Annotated in this window: 16 protein-coding genes; 6 read left to right on the plus strand and 10 right to left on the minus strand. The window is 66.8% G+C overall.

What is annotated here, in order from left to right; genetic code table 11:
- Positions 1-2: 2 nt before the first annotated feature.
- The 10 genes from LDO86_RS04585 to LDO86_RS04630 all read right to left on the minus strand — a co-directional run bounded on the left by LDO86_RS04585 (position 3) and on the right by LDO86_RS04630 (position 10290).
- Positions 3-1244, minus strand: coding sequence for an MFS transporter (locus LDO86_RS04585; RefSeq protein ID WP_018771357.1), 1242 nt, complete (start codon positions 1242-1244; stop codon positions 3-5).
- Positions 1245-1456: 212 nt separating this feature from the next.
- Positions 1457-1645: a hypothetical protein gene (locus tag LDO86_RS04590; protein ID WP_018771356.1), complete on the minus strand. Its 189-nt coding sequence runs from the start codon at positions 1643-1645 to the stop codon at positions 1457-1459.
- A 99-nt stretch (positions 1646-1744) separates the two neighbouring features.
- The gene (locus tag LDO86_RS04595; RefSeq protein WP_223993989.1) at positions 1745-3019 is read right to left on the minus strand and encodes an AGE family epimerase/isomerase; all 1275 of its coding nucleotides are present in this window, start codon (positions 3017-3019) and stop codon (positions 1745-1747) included.
- A 45-nt stretch (positions 3020-3064) separates the two neighbouring features.
- Positions 3065-3808, minus strand: coding sequence for a sulfite exporter TauE/SafE family protein (locus LDO86_RS04600; protein WP_018771354.1), 744 nt, complete (start codon positions 3806-3808; stop codon positions 3065-3067).
- Positions 3809-5248 carry an NAD-dependent succinate-semialdehyde dehydrogenase gene (locus LDO86_RS04605; protein ID WP_018771353.1) on the minus strand — a complete coding sequence of 480 codons (1440 nt, stop codon included), beginning with the start codon at positions 5246-5248 and terminating at the stop codon, positions 3809-3811. It lies immediately after the preceding gene.
- 79 nt (positions 5249-5327) lie between these two features.
- Positions 5328-6143 carry a carbohydrate ABC transporter permease gene (locus tag LDO86_RS04610; RefSeq protein ID WP_018771352.1) on the minus strand — a complete coding sequence of 272 codons (816 nt, stop codon included), beginning with the start codon at positions 6141-6143 and terminating at the stop codon, positions 5328-5330.
- 4 nt (positions 6144-6147) lie between these two features.
- Positions 6148-7104: a sugar ABC transporter permease gene (locus LDO86_RS04615; protein WP_018771351.1), complete on the minus strand. Its 957-nt coding sequence runs from the start codon at positions 7102-7104 to the stop codon at positions 6148-6150.
- Positions 7101-8390, minus strand: coding sequence for an extracellular solute-binding protein (locus LDO86_RS04620; protein ID WP_026266088.1), 1290 nt, complete (start codon positions 8388-8390; stop codon positions 7101-7103). The genes LDO86_RS04615 and LDO86_RS04620 overlap by 4 nt, the downstream gene beginning before the upstream one ends.
- A 92-nt stretch (positions 8391-8482) precedes the next feature.
- The gene (locus tag LDO86_RS04625; protein WP_018771349.1) at positions 8483-9367 is read right to left on the minus strand and encodes an aldolase; all 885 of its coding nucleotides are present in this window, start codon (positions 9365-9367) and stop codon (positions 8483-8485) included.
- Between the two features lie 20 nt (positions 9368-9387).
- Positions 9388-10290: a PfkB family carbohydrate kinase gene (locus tag LDO86_RS04630; RefSeq protein WP_018771348.1), complete on the minus strand. Its 903-nt coding sequence runs from the start codon at positions 10288-10290 to the stop codon at positions 9388-9390.
- Between the two features lie 139 nt (positions 10291-10429).
- On the opposite strand from LDO86_RS04630, the gene LDO86_RS04635 reads away from it, so the two are divergent.
- The 6 genes from LDO86_RS04635 (at position 10430) to LDO86_RS04660 (ending at position 14581) form a co-directional block, all read left to right on the plus strand.
- The gene (locus LDO86_RS04635; protein ID WP_224084291.1) at positions 10430-11572 is read left to right on the plus strand and encodes a Gfo/Idh/MocA family oxidoreductase; all 1143 of its coding nucleotides are present in this window, start codon (positions 10430-10432) and stop codon (positions 11570-11572) included.
- A 70-nt stretch (positions 11573-11642) separates the two neighbouring features.
- Positions 11643-12425, plus strand: a complete 783-nt coding sequence (locus LDO86_RS04640) for a DeoR/GlpR family DNA-binding transcription regulator (protein ID WP_018771346.1) — start codon at positions 11643-11645, stop codon at positions 12423-12425.
- Complete coding sequence (locus LDO86_RS04645) at positions 12422-13339, plus strand: 2-hydroxyacid dehydrogenase (RefSeq protein WP_018771345.1); 918 nt, start codon at positions 12422-12424, stop codon at positions 13337-13339. The genes LDO86_RS04640 and LDO86_RS04645 overlap by 4 nt, the downstream gene beginning before the upstream one ends.
- A 31-nt stretch (positions 13340-13370) precedes the next feature.
- Entirely contained in the window at positions 13371-13838 is a 468-nt protein-coding gene (locus LDO86_RS04650) for an SRPBCC family protein (protein WP_018771344.1), read from the plus strand.
- 9 nt (positions 13839-13847) lie between these two features.
- Positions 13848-14192, plus strand: coding sequence for a DUF1801 domain-containing protein (locus LDO86_RS04655; RefSeq protein WP_018771343.1), 345 nt, complete (start codon positions 13848-13850; stop codon positions 14190-14192).
- A gap of 65 nt (positions 14193-14257) precedes the next feature.
- A complete protein-coding gene (locus LDO86_RS04660; RefSeq protein WP_026266086.1) occupies positions 14258-14581 on the plus strand; it encodes a hypothetical protein in 324 nt (107 codons plus the stop codon).
- Positions 14582-14599: the final 18 nt, after the last annotated feature.

Below are 14599 nucleotides of genomic sequence, written 5' to 3' on the forward strand. Positions count from 1 at the left end.
GGTCAGGCCGGGTCCTTGACGGTGTCCTTCACCGGCCGGGGCTCCAGCCAGATGCGTTCACGGGGGCCTGGTGGGTAGGCGTAGCGCTTACCGGCAAGGGTGATCACCAGGGCGGCAACCACAGGAATCGCCGCCGCCGCCGGGACCAGCAGCGGGCCGCCAACCACCAGGGCCGCGGAGCCGTAAAGTGCCCCGACGGTGATGCCCAGCTGGATGGTCAGGACGGTGAGCCCGTTCGCGGCCTCACTGTATTCGCCGCCGGCCCGGAGGATCGCCGACTGGTTGTAAATGCCGATCGCGCCCAGGCCGGCTCCCCAAATGGTCATCAGCACCAGGGCGGCGGGCAGGTTCCCCACGGCGAGGGGCAGGAGGAACATCGATGCTGCGATGGCCGCCGTCGTGATGAGCAGCGAGCGGCGGGGACGCGAGTCCACGGTGAGTCCAGCGATCCAAATACCCAGCAGTCCGGACCCGCCCAGTACCGTGAGCGAGAGGCTGATGGCGTAGTCCGGCAGGGCCGCCTCGCGGATGAACGGCGCGATATAGGTGAACAGCGCGAAGTGGGCCAGGACCAGCAGCGGCCAGGCGGTGGCCACCGGCTTCACGCCGGGCTGGCCGATGGCCCTGCGCAGTGACGGCCGGACCGAATCGGTAATGCGCCGGACGCGGGGAAGCAGCCAGAACGCCAGCACGGTCAGGACCACGCCGAACCCGGCGAGCACCAGGAACGCTGCGCGCCAGCCCAGGAATACGCCCAGAGCCGTACCCACCGGAGCGCCGATGGCCAGGCCCAGGCTGTTGCCGCTGAACACTATGGCCAGGGCCTTGCCCACCTTGTCCGCCGGGACCACGCGGGATACGAACGGCGCCATGGTGGTCCACAGCAGCCCATGCGCCAGCCCGCCCACCAAACGCGCGATCATCGCGGCGGTGAAATCCGGTGCGAGTCCCACCATCGCGTTGCTGAGCGCGAAGGTCAGGACCAGCCCAACCAGCAGGGCGTGGCGGGGAATCTTCCCCAGCATCCGGGCGGCCGGAACCACCGTGACAACAATGACGGCGGCGTAGGCGGCGGCAAGGTAGCCGGCCACCGGCTCGGACACTCCCAGGCCGGTGCTGATCTGGGGCAGCAGGCCGGACGGCAGGAGTTCAGTGGTGATGGCCGTAAAAGCGATGGTGGCGAGGACCACCATCGCGGCATACGGAAAACGGGCAGGTTCCGGCGCAGGGATCGCGGAAGACATGGGGGAAGCGTCCATTCAAGGGGGAGGGTGTGGAATGCGGCGCTGCTCGCCTGACAATTCCTCCCTTAAATTTACCGGATCGAAGGGTCTGTCACAGACATGACACGTTGTCCGGATCGTGCTCCCGCTCCTGCCGTGCGGGACCCGCTGCCAGGCTCCCCGAACCTGGTCCACGGCCGTGATCCCCGAACCGTGATTCCGGTCAGGAAGTCCTACCTGCGGCCGAAATCGGTGTCCGTGTACGACCCCGGCCGGCCGGACGCACTGCCTTGGCAGGTACAGGTGCCCTGCACTTCGATGCGCACCGCCGTCGGCCGCGCGGCGTCCAGGTGCAGGGTCACGGGCTCATGGTCCGCAGCGGCGACGCGCAGGAGTGATTCTTCGGGGGAGATGGCAGACATCGCTGTCCTTTCGGAAGGGGGGTCGTTTTAGGGGGATTGTTCAGGAGGACTGTTTCCGGGGGCAAGCCGGGGGCGTGCCGCCCGGGACGAAGTGCCGAATCAGAGGCCGGCTGATTCGCTGGCCTGCAGGGTTTGGTTAAGGCGTATGTCCAGCAATCCTGCCGCGACCGCCGGTGCCAGCCCGGGGGCCAGCGGAAGGCGGGGGACCACCAGGCAGTGCCACAGGTGGTAGATGTCCGCCTTACCTGACCATACGGTGGAGGAGACATTGCCGTTCTCGTCGAGTTCCTGCTTCCAGGACCCATGCTCGTAGTCGATGAACCAGTCACGGGCATGGTCCCAGATCCGCTCATACCAGTCCGCGTACTTCTGGTCCCCCGTGGCGATATAGAGGGCTGCCGCACCCCCGATTGCCTCGGCGGGCACCCAGCGGATGCGGGTGGTGACCACCGGCTTGCCCTCCCAGTCAACGGTGTACACAAAGCCGGGGTGGCCGTCCGGTTCCCAGGCGTCGCGGATGGCGGCGTCAAACAGGCCGCGCGCATCGTCGAGCAGCCAGGCCGGGACGTCCAGGCCGCGGGCTTCGAGCCCGGCACGGAGGTGGAGGAGCAGGCGCGCCCACTCAACCCAGTGGCCCGGGGTGCCGCCGTACGCCCGGAACTGGCTGGCCCGGTCATCGGTGTTGTACTCCGGCATGGGGTTCCACTCCGGGTCGAAGTGCTCGAACACCCGGTAGTTGTTGTTGCGGGCAAAGTTGTGGATGAGCACTTCGGCGATGTGCAGGGCCCGTTCGAGCCAGCGGTTCTCCCCGGTCACATCGGCCACAATGAGGTATGCCTCCACGGAATGCATGCTCGCGTTTCCGCCACGGTATGCCTCGGTTTCCGTGAATTCCCGGTTCCACGAGTCGAAACACATGTTGGCCTGGTGGTCCCAGAATTTGGTGTCAGCCACCCGGAGCGCCTCGTCCAGCAATTCGCGGGCCCCTGGCCGCCCTGCGGCGACGGCACTGGCAGCGGCGAGGAGCACGAAGGAATGCTGGTAGCCGGACTTCGTATCGTTCACGGGGCCGTTCGCGTCCACCTCGGCGTACCAGCCGCCGAACTCATCGTCGTGGAGGGGGCCGTTGAGCGCAGCGATGCCGTGGTCCACAAGGAGCGCGGCACCCGGCCTGCCCATCAGCGCGGCGACGGCGAAACTGTGCGTCATCCGGGCGGTGATCCACAGATGGGTGGGCTTGTCGGCGAACACCTTGCCGTAGTTGTCCAGCCAGCCGAATCCGGTGGGGACCTTGGAGGCCTCGGCAAAGCGGACCAGCCGGTCCGTCTCCGCCTCAAGCCATCGTGCGTGGGCGGCACTGTCGAGCCACGTCATGTTAATTCCTCTCTCTGGTGCTGGTGCAGGTGAAAAAATGTCGGATCAGGCGACGGCATCGGATATGCCGCGGATGATGGTGGCGGCCGCGCCCAGGTAGGCCAGGACGATCAGCAGTATCTGCGCTGCGCGGGTGGGGACGTGCTTGGCGGCGAGGTCGCCGAGAACCAGGCCGGCCAGGCAGGCGACGGCGACGGCGAGCCACATCGCCAGGGGCATCACGGGGAACGTCTGGGGCGCGGTGATCGCCTTGGAGATGAGCGAGAAGACGCCGATGGTGAAGAAGTACGGTTGCATCGTGGCCGCGAAGGACTTGTGCTGCCACCGGGTGGCGATGGAATACATGCTGACGGCTGGACCGCCCACTCCTGCCGCTGTGTTCATGAACCCGCTCAGGCTGCCGGCGGTGAGCAGGTACCGCCGGCGCGCCGGCAGCGTGGCGGACTTCAGGGCCAGCAGGATGGTCAGTCCGGCGGCGAGGATCACCCCGATGGAAATTTCCAGGACCGCCGCCGGGACCAGCCGGATCAGGAATGCGGCCGGGACAATGCCGAGCAGCGCCGAGGCCGCGAGCATCAGGTACCGCTTCCAGTCGATGTCCCGCACCACCCGGAAGATGATGGCGCCCGCCGTCACGGCGCCGCACACATTCACCAGCACTACTCCTTCCACCGGGCCCAGGAGCAGGACCAGGAATGGCGCGGCCACCAGGGCGAAGCCCATCCCGGTGATCCGCTGCATCCCGGCGCCCATGACGACGGCGCCCAGCACCAGTCCGGTGGTCAGCACTTACGGCCGCCAGGCCACGTACTGGACCTCCTCGAACTCTTCGAGGCCCAGGCTTGATCCTTCCCGGCCCAGGCCCGACTGCTTGGCGCCGCCCATGGGAGCGAAAGCAACGGAGGGCAGGGGATCGTTGACGCCCACTATGCCGGCTTCGAGGCGTTCGGGAATGTCCCAGCCGCGCTTGGCGCTGCTGGTCCACACGTAGGCAGCCAGGCCCATCTCGGTGGCGTTCGCCTTCCTGATGGCGTCCTCGTCGGAGGAGAAGGTGACGACGCCGGCCGCGGGGCCAAAGACTTCCTCGGTCACCAGGCGTGCGTCGTCCGGGACGTCCGCCAGCAGGGTGGGTGCCAGGAAGGACCCCTTGGCCGGGACGTCGGTGCGCTGGGTGACCTGCCGGGCGCCCCGGCTGAGTGCGTCGTCCACCAGGGACTGAACCGCGGCCACCCTTTCGGCGTCGATAACGGGACCGAGCTCCGGAACCGGTGCGCCGCCGTCGGGAACGCCGTGGCCGATGCTCATCGCATCAAAGCGGGCGCCCAGCCTCTGTGCAAACTCTTCCGCGATGCCCTCCTGGACCAGGAACCGGTTGGCGGCAACGCAGGACTGGCCCGTGTTGCGGAGCCGGCCCAGGACGGCACCGTCGACGGCGGCGTCCAAATCGGCGTCCTCGAACACGATGAAGGGTGCGTTGCCGCCCAGCTCCAGCAGCGGCCGGACCACGCGTTCCGAGGCTGAGGCCATGATCTGCCGGCCCACGCCGGTGGATCCGGTGAAACTGACGGCCCTGACCGCGGGGTGGGACATCAGGGCGGCGGTGATGTCACGGGAGGGGCCGTGGACCACGTTGACCACGCCGGCGGGGAAGCCGGCGTCGTGCAGGACTTCGAACAGTCCCGTGGCAGCCAGCGGCGCCTTCTCAGACACCCGGCCCACCACCGTGCAGCCTGCGGCCAGCATCGCGGCGAGCTTCCGCGCCTGGATGGAGACCGGGAAGTTCCAGGGGGTGAGGCTGAGCGCCACTCCGATGGGTTTGCGCAGGCTCAGATGGCGGCGGCCACGCAGTTCAGGCGGGCTGACGGTGCCGGTGGCCCGGCGCGCCTCCTCCGCGAACCAGCGGAAGTACTCCACGGAGAAGTCCACCTCCCCCTGCGCTTCGGGAAGCCGTTTGCCGGCTTCGAGTGCCAGGGTGTGGGCCAGTTCGTCGCGGCGTTCTGCCAGGAGGTCGGCGGCGTTGCGGAGCAGGTCTGCCCGGTGGCGGACGGTGGAGCCGGACCAGGAATTGAAGGCCTCCGCGGCGGCGTCGGCGGCCTTGGTGGCATCGTCGGCCGTGCCCCAGGCCACCTCTCCCACGGTGGTGCCGTTGCCCGGGTCAATCACGTCCTTGGCGGTTCCGGAGGTGTGCCAGGTGCCGCTAATGAGGTGCCGGGCGGATTTGAGGTTCATGGATTGTGCCTTTCGTAGGGCTGGGAAAAGATTCGGCAGTTCCGGGCGGCCGCCAAAGCCGGGCCCGGGGCCTGGTTCCTTATCCCTTGCTCGCGCCGGCGGTGATGCCGGCTACAAAGTAGCGCTGCAGGAAGACGTAGGCGATGACGACGGGCAGGGATGCCAGGATCACGCCGGCGAACAGCAGCGGGTAGTTGGTTTGGAACTCGCCCTGGAAACTCAGCAGAGCCAGCGGCAGGGTGCGGTTGCCGGGGGACTGGATGAACAGCAGCGGGTACAGCAACTCGTTCCAGTGGATGACGAACAGGAAGATGGCGGCTGCGGCGATGGAGGGCGCCGAGAGCGGCAGGGCGATGGAGAAGTAGGTCTTCCACGGTCCGCTGCCGTCGATGGAGCTGGCCTCGTAGAGTTCCTTGGGCAGGGTCCGCATGAACCCGCCCAGGATGAACACGGCGATGGGCAGCGTGGAGACCACGTTGGCCACGACCAGGCCGGCCAGGTTGTCCAGCAGGCCAAGCCGGCCGAAGAGCACATAGAGCGGCACCATGTTGGCCTGCGCCGGGATGGCCATGCCCAGGACCAGGAACCCGAAGATGGCCCAGGCCATAAATCCCTTCAGCCGGGACACTGCGTAGCCGGCCAGGCTGGCAAGGAACAGGGTGAGCGGCACGGAGATACCCGTGACGATCGCGCTGTTCATGAAGGATGAGCCCAGGTTCTGGCCGCCCACCACTTCCGCGAAGTTGTCGGCGGAGAGGGAGTGCGGCAGGCTGAATGGCCCGGCGAACAGTTCCTGCGTGGACTTGAAACTGCCGAACGCCACCACGGTCAGTGGAACGATGATGATGACCGCATAGATGGCCAGGATGGCGCGGCGGCTTAGTGAGGCGAGCATGCTGCTATTCCCCCTTCGGGGTCAGCCGGAGCAGTCGGCGCTGAAGCCAGGTGACCAGGGCGATCATCGCCATGAAGATGATCGACTGGGCGGCGGCGTAGCCGAACTCCGAGTTGGCAAAGGTGCTGTAAATGCGGGTGGACAGGATGTCCAGGGCAGCCTTGGGCGGGTTGCCCGCGATACCGAGGATCAGGTCGAATGCCTTGAACGACTGGACGGTGGTGTAGGCCACCACAATGGACGTGGCCGGGGCCACGAATGGCCAGGTGATGGACTTGAACTGCTGCCACTTGTTGGCGCCGTCCATTTCGGCTGCTTCGTAGAGTTCCCTGGGGATGGCCTGCAGCCCCGCGATATAGACCACCATCATCTGGCCGGAATGGAACCACACCTGGGTGACAGCAACCCAGTAGAGGGCCTGGGCGTCATTGCCGAGGTAGGCCCCGCCGTCCACCCCCACGGTTCTGAGGACCGAGTTGGCCAGGCCGAAATTGGGGTCGTAGATGAACTTCCAGATGAAGGCCACGGACACCGAGGACAGGATGGTGGGGAAGAAGAACAGGGCGCGGAGCAGGATGCTGCCGCGTGAGTTCCGGGTGAGGAGCAGTGCCAGGACCAGCGAGAACGCCGTTTGGGCGATGACCACCAGCAGCACGAACTTCAGGTTGTTGGTCAGGGCATTGGTGAACAGCGAGTCCTTGGTGAACGCACGGATGAAGTTGTCCAGGCCCACGTAGTTGAAGGCCGCCGAGAAGCCGTTCCAGTCCGTGATGGCGTACTGGAAGGCCTGCAGCGTGGGCATCACCAGGAAGAAGGCGACGACGGCGACGGCGGGCAGTGGGAAGAGGTACAGTGCCGGATTCACCCGGGTGGGGGAGCGCCGGCGCACCTTGGGGGCGTTGGCGGAGGTTTGGCTCTCCGGCGCCTTGCCCTTGGCTGCGGTTCCGGGATGGATGCTCATAGCCGTTCATCAACAATCTTCTGGGCGGCGGCGGCTGCCTGTTCCGGGCTGGTGCCGGAGATGACGGCCGTGGCACTGGCCTCCACCGCATTGCGGACGTCGAGGTTCTGGAACTGGAAGCGGGCTGCGAGCGCCGTCTTCTTCTGCAGCCAGGGGCTCAGCCGCTTCAGGTCCGGGTTGGTGTACTCCACCTTGTCCACGGACACGTGCTGGGCGGTCTGGTTGGCGTAGTAGCCGGCGTTTTCGGGCTCGGAGAGGAAATCGATCCAGGCTGCTGCGGCGGCCTGGTTCTTGCTGGCCGAGTTGACGCCGAGGATGAACGTGGCGTTGTAGGCGCCCTCGTATTTGCCGTTGCCGTCGGAAGTGGTGTTGGGGAACACCAGGTCGATGGGGAACTTGGCGCCGAGTCCCCGCACGGCGGCGATGTGGTAGGAGCCGGTGGCCAGCATGGCGGCCTTGCCCTGGGAGAACAGGTTCTGGGCCGGTTCCACGGCGGTGCCGGTGGCGTTGGGCTGAACGAAGGGCTTCAGGTCCTTGTACTGGTTGAGCATCTTGATGAACCAGTCGTCGGTGCACTTGAGCTTGCCCTGTTCGATCTGGGCGCACATGTCGTCAACGGGGGCGTTGTTGGCAATCATGCAGTTGAACAGCTGGCCGCCGTTTCCAACATCGCCGCCCGGCCAGGAGATGGGGATGACACCGGCGGAGGCCAGCTTCTCGCACATGCCCAGGAACGCATCCCAGTTCTTGGGGGCGATCTCCGCACCGGCCTTATCAAAGAGATCCACGTTGGCCATGGGCATGGGGAACACCACCTGGTAGGGCAGGCCCAGTTGGCTGTCGCCGTTCCGGCCCGCGGACAGCAGCCCCTTCTGGTAGTTGCCCACCGCCTTGCTGTCCTTGAGCTCGGTGTAGATGCCGGCTTCGGTGAAGTTCTTGAACTGGGCGCCGCGGAAGGTGGCAAAAGCGTCGCCGATCGAGCCGCCGCGCAGCTTCTGGAGGGCCTGGGCGTTGTAGTCGTTGGAGGTGGAGATGTCCTGGGCAACCTCCACGCCGTTGTGCTGGGCGGCGAAGCGCTTGATGAGTTCGTCGAACACGGCCTTGTCCTCGCCGCGCCAGTGGGCGAACGACACCCTGCCGGTCACGGCGCCGGTGGAGGGTGCCGCCGGTCCGGTTGCACCGCCAGGTCTGGTGGAACCGCCGGGCCCGGCGCACGCTGCCGCAGCGGCGCCGAAGCCCATGGCTCCCAGAAGGGCGACTGCCTGCCTGCGTGAAATCTGACTCACAATAATCTCCTCGTTGAGTGTTTGGTGTGCCTTGTTTGCTTACTGCGGAAAGGGTCTGCCCCGGTCAGGACGTTGGTGCGCGCCACTTATGGCTACGCGTGCGTCCTCTGCGCGGAGACGACGTCGTCAACGACGGCGCAGAGGCGCTGCAGCCGGCGGACGGCGTCGGTGGAGAGGGATTCGACGACGTCGGGGGCACCGATGCAGGATGCCCAGACGGCGCGTCCGGAGAGGAAGCCGCTGGCGCCTTCCAGGCAGGCCCACCGAACGGCATCCGGGAAGACGTCCTCGGGGACGCCGGAGGACAGGACCACCCAGGGGCCGTCGATGGCCTTGGTCAGTTCGGCGCAGGCGGCGCGGACCTGGTCTTCGGGGGCTTGGCCGTGGAAGGGGACCTCCGCTTTGTAGAGGTCGGCGCCCAGGCTTCCGAGTTCCTTGGCTGCGGCCAGGATGCCGGCATCCCAGTCAAAGTCGCCGCCGGCCAGGGGCTTGCGGGAGACGGGCTCGATGATGCTGATCAGTCCGGCGGACCGGCAGCTTTCCACGAATTCACGGACCATGGCCACACGGCCTTCGGCGGGCTCGTCCGGGCGGTAGAGGACCAGCAGCTTGAGGGCCTTCACCCCCAGGGCCGCGTACTTCTGCGGATCCACCAGCCGGTCGATGGTGACCTCGCCAACGAGCTCGCCGTGGGCGGATTCGAAGTGGTCGGCGGAGGCGATGAGCCCGCAGTTGGGGTCCACGACGCCGGCTTCGATGGCCTGGTCCAGGGCGAACTGACGGTCGATCAGGATGCCGGAGGCGTACGGGGTCAGGATCCGGGCCGCTTCAAGCTTGAAGTCGCGCAGGTCCTGGTCCGTGACGGGCTGGTCGGTGTGTTCGGCGAACATGTTCCGCATGGCTTCGCGCTGGTCCACGGCCAGCATGGCGAAGGCGCCTGAGGGGCGCTGGAGCGGGGAGAGGTCGGTATGGCTCATGGGGTGGCTTCTTTCGGTGGTCAGTTGGACGCTGGGACAAGATTGACGGTTTGGTGCGGGATGGCGGACCGGCCGTCCAGTCCGCCGCAGGAGGCGGAGGCGGTGCGCCCGGCGAATACGGCGGCTTCCACCAGTGGAAGTCCGGCAGCGACGGCGGCGAGCAGGGCGCCGTGGTAGACGTCGCCGGCACCGAGGGTGGACACGATGGTGGCGGGCGTGGCCGGGACGTGGACGGGTTCGGCGCCGCGTTCCAAAACCCAGGCACCTTCGGAGCCGGCGGTGGCGACGACGGCGGAGGCGCCGTCGTCAATTGCCTTCCGGAGCAGCGACTCAGGGGAGAGGTCCTCGCCGTATTCTGCGCGGAGCCTTTCGATGGTGGGGACGTACAGGGCCACGCCGCGGGGGCTGAAGGCGGGGATGGGGTTGCCGGCGTCCACGCTGATGGCCAGGCCGGCCGGCCGCGCGGGGGCATTGGCCACCGCGTTCCAGCCCAGGTGGTCCGTGTGGACCCAGGCCGCTGACTGGAGCAGTTCGGAGAAGCGGCTGTCCCCGGGGAAGCTGACCGGCGGGACCGGACGGGTGACGATGGCCCGGCTTTCGGTGGCCCTGCTGACCACGATCACGCTGGCACCGGTCTTGACGCCGGCGTCGCGGATCACGGCGGAGGTGTCCACGCCTTCTGCCTGAAGGCCGCTGACGATGCGGTCCCCTTCTTCGTCGGTTCCCAGGACGCCGGCAAAGGCCGTCCTGGCTCCGGCGCGGGCGGCCGCTACGGCTGCCGTGGCGGCGGGTCCGCCGCCCGCCGTGGCAAAGTCCGTGGCGACGGTGCGGCTGTCCGCGGCAGGGTAATCCTGCACCAGGGCGATGGCGTCAAGAGTGGCGCAGCCTACGAAGAGCAGGGTTCCGGTTGACGGTTGGGGCACGTTCCACCTCGTTGTAGTTCCGGCTGATACTGAAGAAATATACACATAGCATGTTGGAAAAACAACACTTTCTGTATAGTTGTGTTTGGGATGCAACGCCGCGGTCCCGCCCACTCAACGTAGAGAAACGGAGCAGCTCATGTCATTGCCTACTGCGGAATCGGTCCGGACCATCCGGTATGGCCTCATTGGAGCGGGCCATATGGCACGCGAACACGTCCGGAACCTTGCCCTGATCCCGGGAAGCCGCATCACCGCAGTCTCGGATCCCACACCCTTTTCACTGGAAGAGACGGTGAAGGAGATCGGCCATGAGGTGCGGACTTTCCCTTCCCACCAGGAGTTGCTGGCCTCGGGCCTGGTGGACGCGCTGGTGATTGCCAGCCCCAACGACACCCACCTGGGCATCCTCAAGGACATCTTCGCCAGCGGGACCAACCTTCCGGTCCTCGTGGAGAAGCCCGTGTGCACCACGGCGGAGCAGGCGGACGAACTGGAGGCGCTGGCCGGCAGCTACCCGGCCCCGGTGTGGGTGGCCATGGAATACCGGTACATGCCGCCGGTCCAGGAGATCATCCAGGCGGCGCATGGCGGCAAGCTGGGCAACATCCACATGCTCTCCATCGTGGAGCACCGCTTTCCGTTCCTGCACAAGGTGGATGCGTGGAACCGCTTTGCGGAACGGACCGGCGGGACGCTGGTGGAAAAGTGCTGCCACTTCTTTGACCTGATGCGCCTGATCCTGCAGGACGAGCCCGTACGCGTCTTCGCCAGCGGCGGCCACGACGTGAACCACATGGATGAGGTCTACGACGGCCGGGTGTCGGACATGCTGGACAACGCCTATGTGATCGTCGATTTCAAGGGCGGCCGCCGCGCCATGCTGGAGCTGTCCATGTTCGCCGAGGGATCCAAGTTCCAGGAACGCATCTCCATTGTTGGGGATGCTGCCAAGATTGAAACCCTCATCCCGGTGGCCGCCAACCACTGGATTCCCGGTGACCACGCTGAAGCGACGGTTGAATTCAGCCCACGGTCCCCGCTGGGTCCCGAAAAGCACGAGGTTCCGGTGGATGAGGCTGTCCTGGCGGCCGGCGCGCACCACGGCTCCACCTACTATGAGCACCAGGGCTTCCGGAAGGCCATCCTGGGCGAGGGGCCGGTGGAAGTCACCATTGCGGACGGACTGCAGTCCGTACGCATGGGCCTGGCCGCCGAACGCTCTATTACGGAAGGACGCCCCGTTGAGCTTGGCAATGCCGCCCTCGGGGTACGTTCATAAGAAGATACATGTTGGAATTGCAACATCCCGCCAGGCTCCTGCCCGGCGCACGGGGGAGGGAGAACAGCCAATGGGCACCGCAGATAAAGAGGCGCCGCTGACACCCCGCCAGCGCACCATCCTCGATGAGCTGGGCCGCCGGGGGTTCATTTCAACAAATGATCTGGCGGAGACCTTTGCCGTCTCCGACATGACGGTGCGGAGGGACACCCGGGTGCTGTCCAAGCGCGGACTGGCCCGGGTGGTCCACGGCGGCGTCAGCGCCGTGGACGGTCATGGCCAGAACGCGAACTTCGCCGCGCGCGTCCGGGAGGACGCGGACGCGAAGCTTCGGGTGGCCAGGGTGTGCCTCTCGATGATTGGCGAACGGGATGCCATCATCCTTGATGCCGGCACCACGACGTACCAGATCGCGCAGGAACTGCCCACGTCGTTCACCGGCACCATCATCACGCACTCCGCGCCCGCCATCCAGCGCTGCCTGCAGCTGACGGCGGCGCGCACCATCTGCCTGGGCGGGGAGCTGCTGCTGGACAGCCAGGCGTTCAACGGACCGATGACCGTCAGCGCCGCCTCCGGACTCCGTGCCAAGACAGCCTTTATTGGCGTCAGCGGCATCCATGACGAGGCGTTCTATATTGAGCGCGACGTGGAGCGCGCCACTAAGATCGCCCTTATGAATTCAGCGGAACAGGTAGTGGTGGTGGCAACCCACCAGAAGATGCTGCGGTACGCGCTGGCGCGGCTGGCGGCGTTCGACGCGGTGGACATCCTGGTCACGGACGCTCCGCCGCCGCGGGAGATCGAGACAGCCCTGCGCGCCGCCAACGTCAAGCTGATGGTTGCCGCATGACGGCCCGCCTGCGCGTGTGCCTGCCGTCCCGGGACCTGCTGGACGCACTGGCGCCGATTGACGGCGTCGACTTTGTCCTGTGGGACCTCACCGGGCCGGCGCCGGACGGCCGGCTGGACCTGCTGGTGCCCGGCTACATGGGCAAACCGGCGGCGCTCGCCGCACTGGAGGGCGTGGACGTCGGCCTGGTGCAGAGCCAGTCCATCGGGTACGACGGCGTCGCCTCGGTGCTGCCCGCCGGCGTCACCTTCGCCAACGCGGCGGGAGTCCATGAAACCTCGACGGCGGAGCTCGCCGTGGGGATGATGGTTGCTTCCCAGCGCGGCATTCCGGACTTTGTCCGGAACCAGGAAACCGGTACGTGGGACAACAGCCAGCGGCCCAGCCTGGCGGACCGGCGCGTGCTGCTGGTGGGTTACGGGGGAGTGGGCAAGGCCATCGAGGCCCGGCTCCTGCCGTTCGAAACCGACGTCACCCGGATGGCCAGCCGCGCCCGCGACGATGAGCGCGGGACCATCCTCGGGATCGATTCGCTGTACCAGCAGCTGCCGCTGCACGAGATTGTGGTGGTCAGCGTCCCCCTGGGCGAAGACACCAAGCAGTTGGTGGATGCGAAGTTCCTGGCGGCCATGCCGGACGGGGCCCTGCTGGTCAACGTGGCCCGCGGCCCGGTGGCGGATACCGGGGCCTTGCTGGCAGAGACCGCAAGCGGACGGCTCCGGGCCGCGCTGGACGTCACCGATCCGGAGCCGCTGCCCGCCGACCATCCGCTCTGGACCACTCCCGGCGTGCTCATCACACCGCACGTGGGCGGCGCCAGTTCGGCCATGTTCCCCCGGATGGTCCGGTTGCTCAGGAAGCAGATCGGGCTGCTGTTGGAGGGCAAGGACCCGGTGAACGTGGTCCTCCCTTAACCGCGGCGGTTCCCGCCCCTATGCTTGGCCCATGTCCACTTTTGAAGTCCGCCGCAGTTCCGTCATCCCTGCCGCCGCCGAAGACATCTTTCCGCTCGTCAACAACTTCCACGAATGGACTGCCTGGTCCCCCTGGGAGACCATCGACCCCCGCATGAGCCGCCGCTACTTCGGCACTGAAGCAGGCACGGGGGCCGGGTATGAGTGGAGCGGCAACCGCAAGGCGGGCAGCGGCACCATGGAGATCGAGGAGTCGGTGCCGTCGAATCTGGTCCGGATCCGGCTGCAGTTCACCAAGCCCTTCAAGGCCCTGAACCCCACCACCTTCACGTTCACCCCTGCCCCGGGCGGCACCGAAGTGACCTGGCGGATGACCGGCGAGAACAAGGGCCTGGGGAGGGTGTTTGCACTGTTCATGAACATGGACAAGATGGTGGGCGCCGATTTCGAACGCGGCCTGGCCGCGTTGGCTGCCACAGTGGCGGCACGAAAGAGCTGAGGCCGCCACATGGGTGTCGTTGACGAAGCCCTGGACAGGATTGACGGACCGGACCGCAGTTGCCTTCAGCACGTGGTGGAGATTGCGCGGTCCCTGGCTCCCGACGCCACGGAGGGCATGAGCTACGGCATGCCCGCCCTCAAACTGGACGGCAAACCGCTGGTGGCGGCCGTGGCCGCAGCAAAGCACCTCTCGGTTTTCCCGTTCTCCTCCGCGGTGGTGGAGGCAGTGGCCGGCCGGCTGGAGGGGTACTCCCTGTCCAAGGGGACCATCCGCTTCACGGCGGACCATCCAGTGCCGGACGACGTCCTCGCTGACATCGTCCGGCTGCGGATGGCGGAAATACGGAAATAGGGCGCAGGACGACGGCGGGACCTATGGTCCTTCCAGCCGGCCGCGCCAGTGCATAGCGTGGTGCCATGGCTGATACTCTCTCCTCCCTCGCAGACTCCTTCAAGAACATGGGCGTTGCCCGCGCGTACGGCTCTCCCGTGAATGTGGGCGGGGAGGACATTGTGCCGGTGGCGCTGGTGTCCTTCGGTTTTGGCGGCGGCACGGAATCGGACCAGGGGGCATCGGGCGGCGGGGGCGGCGGTTTCGTTGTCCCGTTGGGCGTGTACCGGACCGTGAATGGGCGCGCGGTCTTCCGCCCCAACACCATCGCCATGCTGGTGTGCCTTGTCCCATTGGTTTCTGTGGCCGGCGCGGCGTTCCGAAAAGCGGCGCGCTCGGCCCGGAAATAAGCGCCGGCCGGCGGCCCG

Source organism: Arthrobacter sp. StoSoilB19 (assembly GCF_019977275.1).
Lineage (GTDB): Bacteria > Actinomycetota > Actinomycetes > Actinomycetales > Micrococcaceae > Arthrobacter.

Bases quoted from the DNA above. Each gene is read 5' to 3' on its own strand.
- LDO86_RS04640 (WP_018771346.1), top strand. From the start codon at position 11,643: ATGGGCACCGCAGATAAAGAGGCGCCGCTGACACCCCGCCAGCGCACC.
- LDO86_RS04635 (WP_224084291.1), top strand. From the start codon at position 10,430: ATGTCATTGCCTACTGCGGAATCGGTCCGGACCATCCGGTATGGCCTC.
- LDO86_RS04585 (WP_018771357.1), bottom strand. From the start codon at position 1,244: ATGTCTTCCGCGATCCCTGCGCCGGAACCTGCCCGTTTTCCGTATGCC.
- LDO86_RS04650 (WP_018771344.1), top strand. From the start codon at position 13,371: ATGTCCACTTTTGAAGTCCGCCGCAGTTCCGTCATCCCTGCCGCCGCC.
- LDO86_RS04625 (WP_018771349.1), bottom strand. From the start codon at position 9,367: ATGAGCCATACCGACCTCTCCCCGCTCCAGCGCCCCTCAGGCGCCTTC.
- LDO86_RS04610 (WP_018771352.1), bottom strand. From the start codon at position 6,143: ATGCTCGCCTCACTAAGCCGCCGCGCCATCCTGGCCATCTATGCGGTC.
- LDO86_RS04660 (WP_026266086.1), top strand. From the start codon at position 14,258: ATGGCTGATACTCTCTCCTCCCTCGCAGACTCCTTCAAGAACATGGGC.
- LDO86_RS04590 (WP_018771356.1), bottom strand. From the start codon at position 1,645: ATGTCTGCCATCTCCCCCGAAGAATCACTCCTGCGCGTCGCCGCTGCG.
- LDO86_RS04655 (WP_018771343.1), top strand. From the start codon at position 13,848: ATGGGTGTCGTTGACGAAGCCCTGGACAGGATTGACGGACCGGACCGC.
- LDO86_RS04645 (WP_018771345.1), top strand. From the start codon at position 12,422: ATGACGGCCCGCCTGCGCGTGTGCCTGCCGTCCCGGGACCTGCTGGAC.
- LDO86_RS04605 (WP_018771353.1), bottom strand. From the start codon at position 5,248: ATGAACCTCAAATCCGCCCGGCACCTCATTAGCGGCACCTGGCACACC.
- LDO86_RS04615 (WP_018771351.1), bottom strand. From the start codon at position 7,104: ATGAGCATCCATCCCGGAACCGCAGCCAAGGGCAAGGCGCCGGAGAGC.
- LDO86_RS04595 (WP_223993989.1), bottom strand. From the start codon at position 3,019: ATGACGTGGCTCGACAGTGCCGCCCACGCACGATGGCTTGAGGCGGAG.